This window comes from Rhodococcus sp. NPDC059969 (assembly GCF_042738325.1).
Lineage (GTDB): Bacteria > Actinomycetota > Actinomycetes > Mycobacteriales > Mycobacteriaceae > Rhodococcus_F.
Genome location: NZ_JBHWUF010000013.1, coordinates 55,272 through 71,672, shown reverse-complemented (window position 1 = coordinate 71,672; position 16,401 = coordinate 55,272). Strand labels below are relative to the sequence as shown.

The 16,401-nt window shown below is 63.1% G+C and carries 15 protein-coding genes; 11 read left to right on the top strand and 4 right to left on the bottom strand.

Features of this window, described 5'->3' with window-relative positions; translation table 11 throughout:
* Positions 1-105: 105 nt before the first annotated feature.
* Entirely contained in the window at positions 106-1,338 is a 1,233-nt protein-coding gene (locus ACFWAD_RS26820) for an amidohydrolase family protein (RefSeq protein WP_378549319.1), read from the top strand.
* A gap of 1 nt (position 1,339) precedes the next feature.
* Here the strand turns inward: ACFWAD_RS26820 and ACFWAD_RS26815 are convergent, their stop codons facing one another.
* Both ACFWAD_RS26815 and ACFWAD_RS26810 read right to left on the bottom strand, forming a co-directional pair.
* Positions 1,340-2,041, bottom strand: coding sequence for an HNH endonuclease family protein (locus ACFWAD_RS26815; protein ID WP_378549316.1), 702 nt, complete (start codon positions 2,039-2,041; stop codon positions 1,340-1,342).
* 80 nt (positions 2,042-2,121) lie between these two features.
* Positions 2,122-3,042 carry an NADP-dependent oxidoreductase gene (locus ACFWAD_RS26810; RefSeq protein ID WP_378549313.1) on the bottom strand — a complete coding sequence of 307 codons (921 nt, stop codon included), beginning with the start codon at positions 3,040-3,042 and terminating at the stop codon, positions 2,122-2,124.
* A gap of 92 nt (positions 3,043-3,134) precedes the next feature.
* Between ACFWAD_RS26810 and ACFWAD_RS26805 the strand changes: the two genes are divergently transcribed.
* From ACFWAD_RS26805 to ACFWAD_RS26795, 3 genes are all read left to right on the top strand, one after another.
* Positions 3,135-5,951 carry a DEAD/DEAH box helicase gene (locus ACFWAD_RS26805; protein WP_378549310.1) on the top strand — a complete coding sequence of 939 codons (2,817 nt, stop codon included), beginning with the start codon at positions 3,135-3,137 and terminating at the stop codon, positions 5,949-5,951.
* Positions 5,948-6,721 (top strand): SWIM zinc finger family protein, encoded by a 774-nt coding sequence (locus tag ACFWAD_RS26800; protein ID WP_378549307.1) that lies wholly within the window; start codon positions 5,948-5,950, stop codon positions 6,719-6,721. The genes ACFWAD_RS26805 and ACFWAD_RS26800 overlap by 4 nt, the downstream gene beginning before the upstream one ends.
* Before the next feature lie 149 nt (positions 6,722-6,870).
* Positions 6,871-7,620 carry a GntR family transcriptional regulator gene (locus ACFWAD_RS26795; RefSeq protein ID WP_378549304.1) on the top strand — a complete coding sequence of 250 codons (750 nt, stop codon included), beginning with the start codon at positions 6,871-6,873 and terminating at the stop codon, positions 7,618-7,620.
* Between the two features lie 54 nt (positions 7,621-7,674).
* Here the strand turns inward: ACFWAD_RS26795 and ACFWAD_RS26790 are convergent, their stop codons facing one another.
* Both ACFWAD_RS26790 and ACFWAD_RS26785 read right to left on the bottom strand, forming a co-directional pair.
* Entirely contained in the window at positions 7,675-8,133 is a 459-nt protein-coding gene (locus tag ACFWAD_RS26790; protein ID WP_378449297.1) for a PTS glucose transporter subunit IIA, read from the bottom strand.
* Complete coding sequence (locus ACFWAD_RS26785; RefSeq protein ID WP_283307394.1) at positions 8,130-8,360, bottom strand: PTS glucose/sucrose transporter subunit IIB; 231 nt, start codon at positions 8,358-8,360, stop codon at positions 8,130-8,132. Before ACFWAD_RS26785 ends, ACFWAD_RS26790 begins: the two co-directional genes overlap by 4 nt.
* Positions 8,361-8,688: 328 nt before the next feature.
* On the opposite strand from ACFWAD_RS26785, the gene ACFWAD_RS26780 reads away from it, so the two are divergent.
* The 7 genes from ACFWAD_RS26780 to ACFWAD_RS26750 all read left to right on the top strand — a co-directional run bounded on the left by ACFWAD_RS26780 (position 8,689) and on the right by ACFWAD_RS26750 (position 16,387).
* Positions 8,689-10,032 carry a PTS transporter subunit EIIC gene (locus tag ACFWAD_RS26780; RefSeq protein WP_378539426.1) on the top strand — a complete coding sequence of 448 codons (1,344 nt, stop codon included), beginning with the start codon at positions 8,689-8,691 and terminating at the stop codon, positions 10,030-10,032.
* A 2-nt stretch (positions 10,033-10,034) separates the two neighbouring features.
* Positions 10,035-10,304 (top strand): HPr family phosphocarrier protein, encoded by a 270-nt coding sequence (locus ACFWAD_RS26775; RefSeq protein ID WP_019749212.1) that lies wholly within the window; start codon positions 10,035-10,037, stop codon positions 10,302-10,304.
* A complete protein-coding gene (gene ptsP / locus ACFWAD_RS26770; RefSeq protein WP_378549301.1) occupies positions 10,304-11,977 on the top strand; it encodes a phosphoenolpyruvate--protein phosphotransferase in 1,674 nt (557 codons plus the stop codon). The genes ACFWAD_RS26775 and ptsP overlap by 1 nt, the downstream gene beginning before the upstream one ends.
* Positions 11,974-13,215 (top strand): N-acetylglucosamine-6-phosphate deacetylase, encoded by a 1,242-nt coding sequence (locus tag ACFWAD_RS26765; RefSeq protein ID WP_378549298.1) that lies wholly within the window; start codon positions 11,974-11,976, stop codon positions 13,213-13,215. The genes ptsP and ACFWAD_RS26765 overlap by 4 nt, the downstream gene beginning before the upstream one ends.
* The gene (nagB, locus tag ACFWAD_RS26760) at positions 13,203-13,982 is read left to right on the top strand and encodes a glucosamine-6-phosphate deaminase (protein ID WP_378449301.1); all 780 of its coding nucleotides are present in this window, start codon (positions 13,203-13,205) and stop codon (positions 13,980-13,982) included. Before ACFWAD_RS26765 ends, nagB begins: the two co-directional genes overlap by 13 nt.
* Before the next feature lies 1 nt (position 13,983).
* Complete coding sequence (locus ACFWAD_RS26755) at positions 13,984-14,706, top strand: copper homeostasis protein CutC (RefSeq protein ID WP_378549295.1); 723 nt, start codon at positions 13,984-13,986, stop codon at positions 14,704-14,706.
* A gap of 130 nt (positions 14,707-14,836) precedes the next feature.
* Entirely contained in the window at positions 14,837-16,387 is a 1,551-nt protein-coding gene (locus ACFWAD_RS26750) for a CoA-acylating methylmalonate-semialdehyde dehydrogenase (protein WP_214888709.1), read from the top strand.
* Positions 16,388-16,401: the final 14 nt, after the last annotated feature.

The window sequence follows — 16,401 nt, the reverse complement described above, 5'->3', positions numbered from 1 at the left end:
CAACTCCTTGATTTCGGGAGCCGATATGCATCATACTAACCGAACCCTATTCGGTATGTCGGCGGATTCTTCCGGCGATCGGTACACGTCGGAGGAACATTCAATATGTCTGTCGTATGGCTGACCGGTGCAACGATCATCGACGGAACGGGCGCCGACCCGATCGAGAACTGCGCTGTTGCTGTGGAAAACGGGCGCATCAGTGCACTCGGTGGCACGCCACCCGAGGGAGCGGAGGTGCTGGACTGCACCGGGCTGACGATCACGCCCGGCCTCATCGACGCACACGTTCATCTCGGTGGATCGAGCGATCTCGCACCGAGCCTGCGGCGTCAGATCTCGGTAGCGGAGCTTGCTGCCGACATGTTCGCGACCTGCGCGTCGACCCTCGACGGGGGATTCACCACCGTTCGTGACTGCGGCGGAATCGACGGCGGACTGGCCGGAGTCGTCGCCTCGGGCAAGATTCCGGGTCCGCGGATCATTCAGTGCGGCCCGATCCAGTGCCAGACCGGTGGACACGGACATCTGGCAGCGGAGTGGGAGCCGACTTCGGACTGGTCCGATCACGACATCCCCGGATTGCGTTGTATGTCTCTGCTTTCCGACGGTCCGCACGAAATGCGAAAGAACGTTCGTGAGACGTTCCGCAGAGGTGCCGACTTCCTCAAACTGTGCGTCACCGGGGGAGTGGTATCGACTCATGACAAGCTCACCGACACGCAGTTCACGGTCGACGAGATCGAAGTCGCAGTCGAGGAAGCCAATGCGCGCGGTACGTATGTCACGGTGCATGCCCACAACAACGAGGGAATCCGGAACGCGGTCACTGCCGGCGCCAAATGCGTCGAGCATGGCTCCGATATCGACGACGAGACCGCCAAGTTGATGGCCGAGCAAGACGTCGCCTTGGTGCCGACGTTGGCTGTGGTGCAGGCGCTCTCGGACAGTGCGGCGTCGGCGGGTCTGCCCGAATCGATTTCGGCTCGCATCGGAAAGATGATGCAGGGGCAGATCGACGGGCTCCTCGCCGCTCGAAATGCCGGGGTCAGAGTGGGGCTGGGATCCGACCTCATCGGTACCGATCAAACGGGCCGTGGGATGGAGTTGGTCCTGCGCGCGAAGGTCGAAACACCCATGGATGCACTGGTTTCCGCTACCCGGATCAACGCCGACATTCTCGGAATCGCCGACGAGGTCGGCACCATCGAAGTCGGTAAGTTCGCCGACCTCGTTGCCTTCCGCGGCAATCCGTTGACGGATCCCTCGATCTTTGCCGATCGTGAGCGGATCGCACTCGTCATCCAGAGCGGGCGAGTGGTGAAGGACTGCCGCTAGATCAGCAGCGAGTGGCAAGATCCGTCAGGGCCGAATGATCAGCTTGGCTGACTGGTAAGCCATAGGAAATCGCGACGGTCAGGTACTTGCCGGCGTAGAAGCATCGGTACGCAGGATCGGGCGGCAACCAGTCACTGGGCGTGCTGTCGCCTTTCGACTGGTTGTCGGGGCCGTTGACGGCCAACAGGTTCAGTGACGTGTCGTTCGCGAACCTCATCCGCAGCGCAGGAGTCCAGGAGTTCGCGCCGAAGTCCCAGGCCGCGGCGAGCGGGAAGACGTGGTCGATTTGGACGGACTTGGCCTGGCTGCGTTCGAATTCGATGTGATCGCCGGAGTACGGGTCGGTCATCACTCCGGACAGTACGACGCAATTACGTGTACCGGGTTTGAACACCACGTCCGAGAGATCGTGGGCCAGGACGTTGTTGCGGGTATCGCACCCGTCGTGGCCACCTGGTGCGTCCTGGTCGTCGGACCAAGCGGGGCCGAAGACGCAGGCCTCGCCGTTACCGCAGCCGCGCTCGTATCCACCCGGATGTGGACGCTTGTCGACGATCGCGGTCCGGGACAGCAACTCTTCGAGTTCCGATCGCGTCGGGCTGCCAGGGGCCGAATCGAGACGCTCGTCCCCGAACCATCCGCAGGATGCGACGAGACATACGAGCACGAGCATCGACGTGATCGCGAATAACCGTGCAACCACCTGTGCCCCCGCCCGTCGTAGACGGTGATTGAACCCCGCCCGTCGTAGACGGTGATTGAACCACCGCGGGCCGACAGGAATCAGCCGAATTCGATCACCACTTTGCCGGCCGCATGGCCGTCTTCGACTGCAGCGAGTGCGTCACCAGCGCGGGCGAAAGGGTAGAGACCCGACACAGACGGGTTCAGGGTCCCATCGGCTACGAGTGCCGCCACCTCTGTGAATACTGCTGTAGTCCTTCGGCGTTCGACTCCGCCGCCGCCAAGGCGGCTCGCCGCCACGGGATCGGCGATGCTCAGGATCGGCGCGCCCGATCGCACGAGCGCGGCACCGCGGGTGAGAGTGTCCCCGCCGACCAGGTCGAAAACCGCGTCCACTCCGACTGGGGACAACGCGGACACGTCGTCGGCGAATCCGTCCCCCGAGGCAACCCAGCGCGCTCCCGCTTCCTCGATCGCGGTTCTCTTGGACTCGCTCGCGACACCGATCACGTTGATGCTCCGCGCCAGTGCAAGCGCGATCGTGCTGCGACCCACGCCGCCACCGGCGCCGAGCAGCAGGAGTGTCGCCCCAGGCTCGAGGCCGAGATCGTGGAGAGCGTCGTAGGCCGTTCCCGCCGCGACCGTCAGCACCGCGGCGTCCGCCCATGGCACGGTAGGTGGCTTGTGCGCTGTCGACGAGACGTTGAGCAATGTCGACTCGGCGTATCCGCCGAAGCCGGTGGCGGTAGCGCCGAAGACTTCGTCGCCGACCTGGAACTCGGCGACCCGCGGACCTACTCCGATGACAACACCGGACACTTCGCGGCCCAGAACCGCAGGCAGCGTCACCGGGACGGTGTCTTTTCGGGTACCAGCGCGAACCTTCCAGTCGGCTGGGTTGACTCCCGCAGCTCGGACCGACACCAGCAGTTGTCCCGCGCCGGGCGGTGGCAGGGTGACGTCGAAGTAGGACTGTGTGTCGGGTCCGCCGTACTCGGTGAAGCCGTATGCCGTCGTCATGCCTGCCAGCCTATTGCCCTGCCAGATCGATAGGGCGGTCCGGAAGGGTGGTGAGGAGCGGTGGTGTCGGTGGCACCTGATTGGATGGTCGGATGCTGCATGGACTCTGGTCACCGGGATCGGGGCTCAAACTGTGGGTCGACGGGCACGACGGTGCCGGGACCGACGATCCCCGTGATCCGGTCAGTGCTGTCCTGCATCGCAAGTTCCGTCATCGTGTGAATGTCGCTATGCCGCCTGTGCCTGGCGGACCTTTGCAGAGTGAGTACGCAGCTGTTGCGTTGGCACCGCCGGACGCGGTCGATCTCTTACTGCGGTTCAAGGCCGACGACCAGCGAATTGCCGGCGACCTGCACTTTCTCGTGCACGTGGCGCGAGGGATCGACCGTTGGGTACGTGCTGGGCGAATGGTACCGGCTCTGACGCGGGCCGAAGGCAGTTGGTGGCCGCGTTGGCAGTTGTCGGTAGGGGAACGCCAGCGCGCCTGGATCGGTGAACTGGTAGTTGCCATGCCGCCGGTACAGCGGGCTGTCGGCTCGCCGCGGGCGACGATCGAAGACATCACAAACGAATTCACGGATCCGATCGTTCGTCGAGTTCTCGGTGGCTCGGTACCGGTGATGCAGACCCCGCTGTGGCAGGCAGTGCTGTCCGGAGACTCTTTCGACGAAGCGTCGGTACGAGCGGCTGAGGGACTCTCCGAATGGGGTTCGACGTTCACCGCCGGAGAGCCGGACCTGGTTCTGCGTCTGATCGAACCGGAACTTGACGACAATGCCGATCCGGACGACGACGCGCTGTGGCGCCTTCAGGTGTGTCTACGTCTCGAAGGCGAAGCACCCGAGCGTGTTCGACTGCACCGGGCCGATCCCACACGCATCCAGCTCGGCAGCCGCAAGCTCGAAGAGGCGATCAAGGCTTACCCCCGTTTTCGCGACGTGCCGCGAGACGAAGACAGTCTCGACCTGTTGCTGCCCACTCCTGTCGTGATGGACCTGGTCGGACATGGCGCGATTGTCTTGCGGGAGCGAGGGATCACGCTGCTGCTCCCGCGTGCGTGGAACGTGGTCTCTCCCTCACTGCGTGTGCGGGTGACGTCGGCGGCATCTCCGATCGTGGCGGAGAATCGCACGGTCGGTATGGACCAATTGCTGGAATACGATTGGGAATTGGCGCTCGGAGACAAGGTTCTCACCGCCGAGGAAATGACTCGTCTCGTCGACGCGAAGTCCGATCTGGTCCAGTTGCGCGGCGAGTGGGTTCAAGCAGACAAAGACGTCCTCGCCCGCGCGGCTCGTTTTGTCAGTCAACGGCATTCGAGCGGGGACCGAGCGATTGTCGATCTGATCAAGGACTTGATCGCCGACGACCTCAAAGACCTGCCGGTCGAGGAAGTGAAGGCAACCGGATGGGCTTCCGCCTTGCTCGACCAGTCGGTGGCTCCGCAGCAGGTCGCGGTGCCGTCGACGGTCAACGCGACTTTGCGCCCGTATCAACGACGCGGTCTCGACTGGTTGGCGTACATGAGCGCTCTCGGGCTCGGTGCGGTATTGGCCGACGACATGGGTTTGGGTAAGACGCTGCAACTGTTGGCGCTACTTGCGCACGAGAAGTCCAGGACAGCAACGCTTTTGGTGTGCCCGATGTCGGTGGTCGGAAACTGGCAGCGTGAAGCGGCGCGATTTGTGCCGAGCCTGCGTGTCTACGTTCATCACGGTTCGGACCGCGCTACCGGGGCGGAGTTGGAACAGGCAGTTCGTGAGAGTGATCTGGTGATCACCACCTACGCACTCATGACTCGCGACGTCGCGGCGCTCAAGGATCTCGACTGGCGACGAGTGGTGCTCGACGAAGCTCAACACATCAAGAACGCCAAGACATCTCAGGCGCGCGCTGCTCGCAGCATTCCTGCGGACCACCGAGTTGCTCTCACCGGAACGCCGGTGGAGAACCGACTGGACGAATTACGGTCCATCCTCGACTTTGTAAATCGAGGGGTGCTCGGCTCGGAGCAGATGTTCCGCAAACGGTTTGTCGTACCGATCGAGCGGGAAAAAGACCAACTTGCCGTCTCGCGACTGCGAGCCGTCACGTCACCATTTGTGCTGCGGCGGGTGAAGACCGATCCCTCCGTGATCGCGGATCTACCCGAGAAACAGGAGATGACGGTTCGAGCGAATCTCAGTGAGGAACAGGCCGCGTTGTACCGCGCGGTGGTGGACGAGATGATGGCGCAGATCAAGGGGACGGAAGGCATGAAGCGCAAGGGTGCCGTCCTCTCTGCGCTGACCAAACTCAAACAGGTGTGCAATCACCCGGCGCACTTCCTGCGTGACGGATCGCCGATGATGCGCCGCGGGCAACACCGTTCGGGAAAACTCGGTCTTGTCGAGGACATCGTCGAGTCGGTCACCGCCGACGACGAGAAGGTTCTGCTCTTCACACAGTTTCGTGAGTTCGGAGAATTAGTGGTGCCGTACCTGGCCGACCGGTTCACCACCGATGTTCCGTTCCTGCACGGCGGAGTGTCGAAAGCCGGAAGGGACGCCATGGTCGAGGCGTTCCAAGGTGAAGGCGGCCCGCCCATCATGGTGCTCTCGCTCAAGGCCGGTGGCACCGGCCTGAATCTCACAGCGGCCAACCACGTGGTTCACCTCGACAGATGGTGGAACCCTGCGGTGGAGAATCAGGCGACGGACCGTGTGTTCCGCATCGGCCAGCGAAAGAACGTGCAAGTCCGCAAGATGGTGTGCGTCGGAACTTTGGAAGAGCGGATCGACACGATGATCGCGAGTAAGAGCGAACTCGCTGAACTTGCAGTCGGGACGGGCGAGAACTGGGTGACGGAGATGAGCGTCGAGCAACTCGACGAGTTGTTGCGACTCGGCGACGACGCGGTGGGCGAATGAGTCCGCGCGGCAAGGGCCCCGACTTCAGCGAGTACACCGGGCCTCGGCGACGAGCCCCTGCGCCGGTCAAGCCCCGCCCCGCGTTCGGGAGGACGTTCTGGGGCAAGGCTTTTGTCCGAGTCGTCGAAGAAATCGGCGACAAACCTCGTGTCACACGGGGGCGCACGTACGCGCGTTCGGGCCAGGTCTTGGCGCTCGACATCGAACCGGGAGTGGTGACGGCCGAAGTTCAGGGCAGTCAACTGCAGCCATTTGTTTCCACTCTGTCGATCGAGACCCTTGATCAATCGGATATCGACGACATCATCACCAAGATCCGCCGAGTGCCGGGAAGCCTTGCCGCACTGGTGTCCGGCACTGTCCCCGATATGCTTGCCGCTCAACTGATACCGGACGGCCCGTCTGCTTTCCGCTTCGACTGCACCTGCCCCGATGTCGGTTGGCCGTGCAAACACGCTGCGGCCGTGGCGTTCTTGACCGCCGAGCGAATCGACACCGATCCGCTGAGGTTGCTGAGACTTCGCGGTGTCGACCTGGAGCAGTTGATCGGCGGAGTGGAAGACGAGTCGACAGTTCCGCTCGACGTCGAGAATTGGTTCGGAATCGCGGCCGCGCTGCCGGCGCTACCGAACGTGCCTTTTCGTGCGGCGATCGACGATCTGGATGTCCGACGGCTGCGCGAGGCGGTTGCGGCACTGGGATTGGACATGGCTCAGCAGAACGTCGCCTTGGACGAAATACGGTCCATCTACCGACGGTTGGACGGTTGAAAACGGACAACTCCGGACTGGTGCTAGTTTCCTGTCGTGAATTCCAGTATCGTTAATTGGACCGGTCCGGTCGGGACCTGCCCGCGATTTCATATCGATATCGTCGGCGAATAGACGACTATTCATTTCTCGGAGGGACAGTCGCTGTGATGCCCGTTCATTTGCGCGACAGCGCAATACCCAAACATGAGCAGTTGCGCACCATTCTCTTGCGCAAGTGCACCCAAGAACTCCAGCCTGGCGACTTGATGACCAGCGAGCGAAACCTGATGCAGGACTACGGCGTCAGTCGGATCACCGTTCGTGAAGCCATCGGACAACTGGTCAATGACGGACATCTCGTGCGTGTACGTGGCAAGGGCACCTTCGTGGCGCACCGTGCCGTCCAGTCCAAGCTGCACCTTGCGTCGTTCACCGAAGAAATGCGTGCCCAGGGGCACCATCCCACTACTGTGGTCCTGGTCAGTGAACAGGGTCCTGTCCCCGAAAGTACTGCTGCCGCACTGAATATGCGACCGGGTTCCGAGGGCTATCACGTCAAGCGCTTACGCCTCGCCGATGGCGAGCCGGTGAGCGTCGACGACGGCTGGTTCAATCCTGAACTGTTGCCGGGTCTGCTCGACATGGACTTGACAGGGTCGATCTACCGGGCGACTGCCGACAGGTACGACAAGCCGATCGATCGGGCAGAACAGACGGTCAGTGCAGACGGTGCCAGTACTGAGATCGCGACTCTTCTGGGCACTCGTAAAGGCGCTCCGGTCTTGTACTTCGATCGAGTGTCGTTCAGCGAGATCGCACCGGTCGAGCACACTCGCAGTTGGTACCGATCCGACCGCTACCAGTTGCAGATGGAAGTCCAGGGTCAAGCGCGGCCCAAGACACGGGGCGACCAGTAGCCATCGATCGAACCGAAAGGGCGGGCACACCGGAAGGTGTGCCCGCCCTTTGCGTTACGCCGACCAGTCGAACAGCGTGTCGCCTGTGGTGACGTCGCTACCGACCGAAGGGGATTCGACGGTGTCCGGCTTGGAATCCATCACCACAACCGGGCAGATCGCCGAGTAGCCGGTGGTGTCGATGTGCGCTGGATCGAAGCTGACGACGGGATCACCCGCATTGACCGTGTCGCCCTCGGCGGCGATGAGAGTGAATCCGTCGCCTTCGAGTTTGACCGTGTCGATGCCGATATGGACCAGCACGCCGGTGGCCTTCTCTCCGAAGATCACAAATGCGTGGGGGTGAAGTTTGAGGATCTTCCCGCTGATCGGCGCGACAACGGTGAGCGGCCCCTGATCGCGGGCAGGTTCGATGGCGACGCCCGAGCCGACCATCTGCTGAGCGAACACCGGGTCCGGGACGTCTGCCAGTGCGACGACCCGGCCGGGCAGCGGGGCGAGGACGACCGTCACAGGATGTCCTCGATGTCCTCGGCAAGGGTGTCTGCCTCGGGTCCGACGATCACCTGGACGACCGTTCCGGCCTTGAGCACGCCGTGTGCGCCGGCAGCCTTGAGTGCGGCTTCGTTCACCTTCGCGCCGTCCTTGACCTCGGTGCGTAGGCGGGTGATGCACGCTTCGATCTCGACGATGTTCTCTGCGCCGCCGAGGCCCTTGATGATTGCTTCCGCTTTCGACATTTGCTGCTCCTGATTGTCGGGTTGGTCGTGATCGTTGAACGGTCGTACAGGTGGGCTGACTAGTTGCTGGTCAAGGCTATCCCGGTTACGTATGTCACATTTGGGTGTTGACAACTCGCCTCGACCAGGTAAAACTACAACTGGTTATGACCGGACAGTACCCGTTGGAAGTCCGGCTCCACAACAGTTTCGGCAAAACGGTTTCGGCCTCACTTCCGAGCATGAACCGTGACCAGCATTTTCACGAAACCTGCACGTGCACGACACCCGAATTTCCAGAACCACTGGCCGATCGCGACGCGGCCCGGCGAACGAAGAAGGTCCTTTGATGACTCTCGAAGACACCCCGAAGAAGGAATCGAAAGTGTTCGCCGGGGTTCAACGCCTCGGCCGAAGCTTGATGCTTCCGATCGCAGTTCTGCCGGCTGCGGGAATTTTGCTCCGCCTCGGTCAGGACGACCTGCTCGGGCGGTTCAGTTCGATGCACAGTGCCGCGGCCGTGATCTCTGCGGCGGGACAAGCCGTCTTCACGTGGCTGCCGCTGATCTTCGCCGTCGGTATCGCGATCGGCTGGGCCAAGAAGGCCGACGGCTCGACTGCCTTGGCAGCCGTCGTCGGCTACATGGTGATCGACGGAGTGTTCAAGGCGATGTCGCCGATCGTTCTCGAAGGGAAAACCGACCCGAACGGGGATCAATCCCTGATCAACTACGGTGTGCTCGCCGGCATCGTGATGGGCTTGCTGTCGGCGATCTTGTGGCAGCGGTTCTATCGAACGAAGCTTCCCGATTATCTCGGATTCTTCAACGGGCGCAGGCTCGTTCCCATTCTGACGGCAATCACCGGTCTTGTCGTCGGTGTCCTGATGGCATTCGTGTACCCGCTGTTCAACTCCGGCCTCAACTGGGTCGGTGAAGCAGTTGCTTCCAATACCGTTGTCGGCGGCGGCATTTACGGCGCAGCGAACCGCCTCCTGATCCCCACCGGCTTGCACCACATCTTGAACTCCGCCGTGTGGTTCCTGATCGGCGATTACCAGGACGCGAGCGGTCAGATCGTTCGCGGCGACCTCAACCGGTTCTTCGCCGGCGACCCCTCCGCCGGTACGTTCATGACCGGATTCTTCCCGATCATGATGTTCGCCCTCCCCGCTGCAGCCTTCGCAATCTGGCGCAACGCCAAGCCTTCTCAGAAGAAGCTCGTCGGCGGCATCATGCTGTCCACCGGCCTGACCGCCTTCCTCACCGGTATCACCGAGCCTCTCGAATTTTCCTTCATGTTCGTCGCGTGGCCGCTGTACGTCATCCACTCACTGTTGACCGGAACGTCGATGGCGCTGGTCAATGCGCTCGGTATCCACGACGGATTCACCTTCTCCGCAGGCTTCTTCGACTATGTGTTGAACTTCGGCAAGGCGACCAACGCCTGGATGTTGATCCCGATCGGGCTCGGGTACGCGCTGATCTACTACTTCCTCTTCAGTTTCGTGATCAAGAAGTGGAACCTGCGCACGCCGGGACGAGAAGAAGAGGTCGAGGTGGCCGCAGGTGAGCCCGACCCCGCGCTGCTCGAGGCCGAATTGGCACTCGCAGCCGAGGGCGATACCCGCACCGACGCCCCACTCGTCGCAGAACTTGAACACAAGCTCGACAAGGAACTGGAAGGACGCTGAACATGGCGATCGCAACCACGACAATCGGATCCCGCGTCGGACTCCACGCACGACCCGCAGCGCTCTTCGCGCGCGCCGCGGCCGACCTACCGGTCGACGTCACCATCTCGCTCGGCGACGGCGAACCCGTCGACGCCTCCAGCATGTTGTCGGTCATGACTCTCGGTGCCGCATTCGGCGATTCGGTGACCTTGCGTGCTGACGGTGACGGCGCCGATGCCGCGGTCGGTTCACTCGCAGAGCTTCTCGCTTCGGAACTGGACGAAGCCTGATGACGGCGAGTGTGGACAACCGCATTGCGGGTATCGGAGTGAGCGCGGGTTCGGTATGTGCGCCGTGGCTGCGATTCTCCACGCCCGAACCGACCTCGGCGTCGGATCGGGTCACGGGCAGTCCCGAGGCGGAGCTGAACAGAATCCGAGAGGCACTGGACGCCGTGGCGGAGGAACTGCTCACTCGTGCACAGTCCGTCGAAGGTGTACCCGCGGAAATCCTGACGACCTCTGCTGCGATGGCGCGCGACGCGGGCATCGTGAAGGCGGCCAGGGCGAACCTGGAGTCCGGGTTGCCGACAGCTCACTCGGTGGCGATCGCCTTCGACACGTTCTGTGAAAAGCTCACGGCGCTCGGCGGATACATGGCCGAACGGGCAACCGATTTGCGTGATCTCGGACAGCGAGCTGTTGCCGTGCTCCGCGGTGAGCCGATGCCCGGAATCCCCACTCCGGGTCATCCATACATCCTCGTGGCGCGCGACTTGGCGCCGGCGGACACGGCGACGCTCGGTGACAGCGACGTGGTCGGACTGTTGACCGCGGAAGGAGGCCCGACCAGCCATACGGCTATCTTGGCGAAGTCGCTCGGAATCCCGGCCGTGGTGAACTGCTCGGGAACCGACCTGCTGATGGAGGGCAAACTCCTCATCCTCGATGGCACTACCGGAACGGTCACCATTGATCCCTCTGTGGAAATGTGTGAGCGGGTAGCCCTCGAAGCATCCTGCGCGGCAGAGCAGTTGGCTTCGGCGCGTGGTCCGGGTCGCACACGTGACGGATTCGCGGTGAGATTGTCGGCCAACATCGGAACCCTCGAGGACGCCGCCCGGGCCGGGGCGGCGGATTGTGAGGGCGTCGGACTGTTCCGTACCGAATTCTCGTATCTCGGGCGTCACGACGCTCCTTCGGTGGAGGAGCAGGCCCAGACGTACACGTCGGTTCTCGAACACTTCGCCGGACAGAAGGTAGTGGTCCGCACTCTCGATTCGGGTTCGGACAAACCGTTGCCGTTTCTCGATCTCGGGATCGAAGAGAACCCGGCACTGGGCATCCGTGGGTTACGAGTAGGCACGGTCTATCCCGACACTCTGATCAGTCAGCTCGACGCTCTCGCCGCCGCGGGAAACGCGACGGGCGCCGACCTGTGGGTGATGGCGCCGATGGTGGCCACGGCCGACGAAGCGAAAGACTTTGCAGAACTCGCGCGTTCGCGGGGAATCGGCAAGGTGGGAGCGATGATCGAGATTCCAGCTGCCGCTTTGCGGGCGAGGGACCTCCTCGAGCATCTCGATTTCGTCAGTATCGGTACCAACGATCTGAGTCAGTACACCTGCGCCGTGGATCGTATGGCCGGGAGCCTGGCGCAACTGCTCGATCCGTGGCAGCCGGCGGTCCTCGATCTGATCGCGATGGTCGGTCAGGCGGGCGCCGACGCCGGGAAACCGGTTGGAGTGTGCGGTGAATCCGCGTCGGATCCGCTGTTGGCTCCGGTTCTGGTCGGTTTGGGCGTCACGAGTTTGTCGATGTCGGTCCCGGCGTTGGGCGCCGTGCGCGCTCAGTTGGTGTCACTCGATCTGGCGGTGTGCAAGGACATGGCCGCTGCGGCGCGGGGCGCGCGAAACCCGATCGAGGGTAGAGCAGCCGTCGCGCGGATTCTCGAGTCCGCATGAGCACGCCAGGCTCGGCCACGGTAATCGATCCGATTGTGCTGCGGGGAACGGTGATCGGGTCACCGATCGGCAAGATTCACGACGGCGTTGTCGTCGTGGACGGTCAGAAGATCAGCTGGGTCGGCTCGGCTGCGGACTACGTCGCGGCGGCGCCCGTCTTTGCCATTCCGGAACGTTCCGACTCATTGATCATGCCTGGACTGATCGATGTCCACAGTCACGGCGCAGCGGGTGCTGGTTTTCCGAACACCGACGCCGATGGTGCGAGCCGCGCCGCAGCGCATCATTGCGAGCACGGCACGACCGGAATGTTGGCCAGCCTGGTCTCCGCACCGCGCGCAGATCTGGTGCGGCAAGCAACGATGCTCGCCGATCTGGTCGAACGCGGAGAACTTCTGGGTATCCACCTCGAGGGACCGTTCATCAACGGTGTCCGCTGCGGTGCCCAGGATCCGGCGGCGATCATTCCCGGTGATCCGGATCTGCTCGAAGCCGTGTGTGACGCTGCGCGGGGCACCGTACGGTCCATGACTTTGGCGCCGGAGACCGAGAACTTCGAAGAGTTGCTCGCGATCATGCGACATCGCAACATCGTGCCGAGTTTCGGTCACACCGATGCCGACGCGGCAACGACGTCGGCGCGCATCGGTGCTGCAGTGCACGGGAATTGGGCCGGGCAGATCAGTGCGACCCACCTGTTCAACGGGATGCCGCCGCTGCACCATCGATCGCCGGGCCCCGTAGCGGCGTGTCTGGCGGCGGCGGCGCGAGGCGAGATGGTGGTGGAACTGATCGCGGACGGAGTGCACCTTGCTCCCGAGACCGTGTCGATGGTCTTCGATGCTGTCGGCCCGGACCAGATCGCCTTGGTCAGTGACTCCATGGCCGCTGCCGGAATGGACGACGGCGACTACCAACTCGGCGCTCTCGACGTCACGGTGCACGAAGGCGTCGCGAGGCTCGCGACCACCGACGGCAGTTCCGGTGCCATCGCCGGAGGGACTGCAAGATTGCTCGATGTGGTCCGTAGCACCGTATTCGACGGTGGAGTCGCTCTCGAAGACGCGGTCGCAGCAGCAACTCGGAGCCCAGCGCGCCTGCTCGGACTGGGCGACCTACTCGGATCGTTGGCCGTCGGCGCTCGCGCCGACATCGTGGTCACAGATCGTCAATTGCGCCTGGGGCGTGTACTACTCGGCGGAAAGGCCGCCGGAAAGGAAAAATCATGGAAATCGTAATTCAGCCGACACCCGCGGAGGTCGACTCGACCGTCGCGGACATCGTCGAAGGATATGTCAGAGCCGGGGCGACGACGCTCGGGCTCGCAACGGGGTCGTCGCCGATCGGAACTTATCGTGAACTGGCAGCGCGGCATCGCGACGCCGAACTCGACTTCTCGCTGGCCCGAGCCTTTCTGCTCGACGAGTACCTCGGATTGCCGAAACGCCATCCGCAGTCGTACTACTCGGTGATTCGGTCGGAGTTCGTCGATCACGTCAACCTGGATCCGGCGATGGTGTCCAGCCCCAACGGTGAAGCGCCGTGCCCGGAGAAGGAGATCGCCCGGTACGACCACAGCATCGCGGCGGCCGGGGGAGTGGACGTGCAGTTGCTCGGCATCGGCACCGACGGCCATATCGGCTTCAACGAGCCCGGATCGTCTTTGACGTCGCGCACCCGCGTGAAGACACTGACTGAACAGACCAGGATCGACAATGCGCGGTTTTTCGACGGTGTGGACGACGTTCCGCACCACGTGCTCACCCAGGGGCTCGGAACCATCAGCGATGCAAGGCATCTGGTGATGATCGCGACCGGAGAAGGCAAGGCCGATGCGATCGCCGCTGCCGTCGAAGGTCCGTTGTCTGCTTTCTGCCCGGCTTCAGTGATGCAATTGCATCGCCATGTCACCGTCGTGATCGACGAAGCTGCGGCCAGTTCGCTCAAGCTTGCCGATTACTACCGGTACGCGCTCGAACACAAGCCGTCGTGGCAGTCCTTCTGACATGACCGTCTTGGAACTGGCTGTGCAGGACGTGCGGGGGGCGAGGATCGCGCGTTCGGTAGGAGCAACTCGAGTCGAGGTGTGTGCGGCCCTCGGCCCGACGGGGGGAGTGACGCCCAGCATCGGCGTGATCGAGGCAGCGTCGGAAGTGGGGATCGCGGTACACCCGCTGATCCGTCCGCGCGCCGGAGGTTTTGTGTTCTCACCCGACGAAGTGTGGGTGATGGAGCACGACGTCCGTGCTGCAGTGGCGGGGGGAGCTGCCGGCATCGTGATCGGCGCGCTGACAGAAGACAATTCGATCGACACCGTCGTGCTGCGCCGCATCATCGGATGCGTCGACCCGGCGAGAGTCGAGGTGACAGTACATCGTGCGATGGACGTGGTGACCGACCGTCTGACCGCGCTGGACGAACTGATCGACCTCGGCGTGACCCGCGTGCTGACGTCCGGGGGTGCGGACACTTGCAGTGAGGGACTCGACGAGATCGGTCGCATGGTCGAACATGCCGCGGGCCGGATCCAGATCATGGCGGGTGGCGGAATAACCGTCGACGACATTGCGGCAGTCGCTGCCGTCGGCGTCGATGCAGTGCATCTCTCGGCACGCAAGGTTGTCGCGGTGTCCGGCGGACCTGGTGGGGGATCGGATGGATACGACGTCACCGATGCCGTAGTCGCGCAGGAAGCGGCAGCCGCGCTCCGCGCTGTGCGCCTTTCTTAACCCCCCGCGGTTAATAAAGGCGCACAGCCCTTTGGGCTCTAGACATACATGGACATCCAACTATAGGATGGTAGACATATTCACTGCTGCCTCCTCGGCGGTCCATACGAGCAAGGAACGGGTTAGCACAATGGTTGAAAATGCGACGGTTCACGAGTTGACGCACTTCGTCGGTGGCAAGCGTGTTCCCGGGACATCTGATCGATTTGCAGACGTGTTCGATCCCAACACCGGCAAGGTGCAGGCCCGCGTCCCCCTCGCGAGCAAGGCCGAGACCGAAGCCATCATCGCCAATGCCGAAGAGGCGCAGCTGGTGTGGGCAGCGTTCAACCCGCAGAAGCGCGCCCGCGTGCTGATGAAGTTCCTGCAGCTCGCTCAGGCGGAGATGGATTCCCTGGCCCGCCTCCTCTCGTCCGAGCACGGCAAGACCGTCGCCGACGCCAAGGGCGACATCCAGCGCGGCCTCGAGGTCATCGAGTTCGCCGTCGGCGCTCCGCACCTGCTCAAGGGTGAATTCACCGAGAGTGCCGGCACCGGCATCGACGTGTACTCCATGCGTCAGCCGCTCGGCGTCGTTGCCGGCATCACGCCCTTCAACTTCCCCGCGATGATCCCGCTGTGGAAGGCCGGCCCCGCCCTCGCCGCAGGTAACGCCTTCATCCTCAAGCCCTCCGAGCGCGACCCCTCCGTGCCGCTGCGCCTGGCCGAGTTGTTCCTCGAAGCGGGACTGCCCGCCGGCGTGTTCAACGTGGTCAACGGTGACAAGGAAGTTGTCGACGTTCTGCTCACCGACGATCGCATCAAAGCCGTCGGCTTCGTCGGCTCCACGCCGATCGCTCAGTACATCTACGAGACGGCCGCAGCTCACGGCAAGCGCGCACAGTGCTTCGGTGGCGCCAAGAACCACGCGATCGTCATGCCGGACGCCGACCTCGACGAGGTTGCCGACGCCCTGATCGGCGCGGGCTACGGCAGCGCCGGCGAGCGTTGCATGGCCATCTCGGTTGCCGTTCCCGTCGGCGAGGAGACCGCGGACGCTCTCGTCGCGAAGCTGAAGGAACGCGTCGCGAAGCTCAAGATCGGTCGCAGTGACGACGAAGGCGTCGATTTCGGTCCCCTGGTCTGCCAGGATGCCCTCGACCGCGTCAACAACTACGTGCAGATCGGCATCGACGAGGGCGCAACGGCAGTCGTCGACGGCCGCGGCTTCACCCTCGAAGGCCACGAAGGCGGATTCTTCGCCGGCGCAACCCTGTTCGACAACGTCACCTCGGACATGCGCATCTACAAGGAAGAGATCTTCGGACCCGTCCTTCAGGTGGTACGTGCTGCCGATTACGAAGAGGCACTTCGTCTGCCGACCGAACACGAGTACGGCAACGGCGTCTCCATCTTCACCCGCGACGGCGACACCGCGCGTGACTTCACCGCTCGCGTCAACGTCGGCATGGTCGGCGTCAACGTGCCGATCCCGGTCCCGATCGCGTACCACACCTTCGGTGGCTGGAAGCGCTCCGGATTCGGTGACCTGAACCAGCACGGTCCCGACTCCTTCCGCTTCTACACCAAGACCAAGACCGTGACGCAGCGCTGGCCTTCCGGCAAGAAGGAAGCAGGTCAGGAGGGTCGCTCCGTAGACTCCGCTCCTGACAACCACTTCGTCATCCCCACGATGAACTGATCGGAACACTTTCC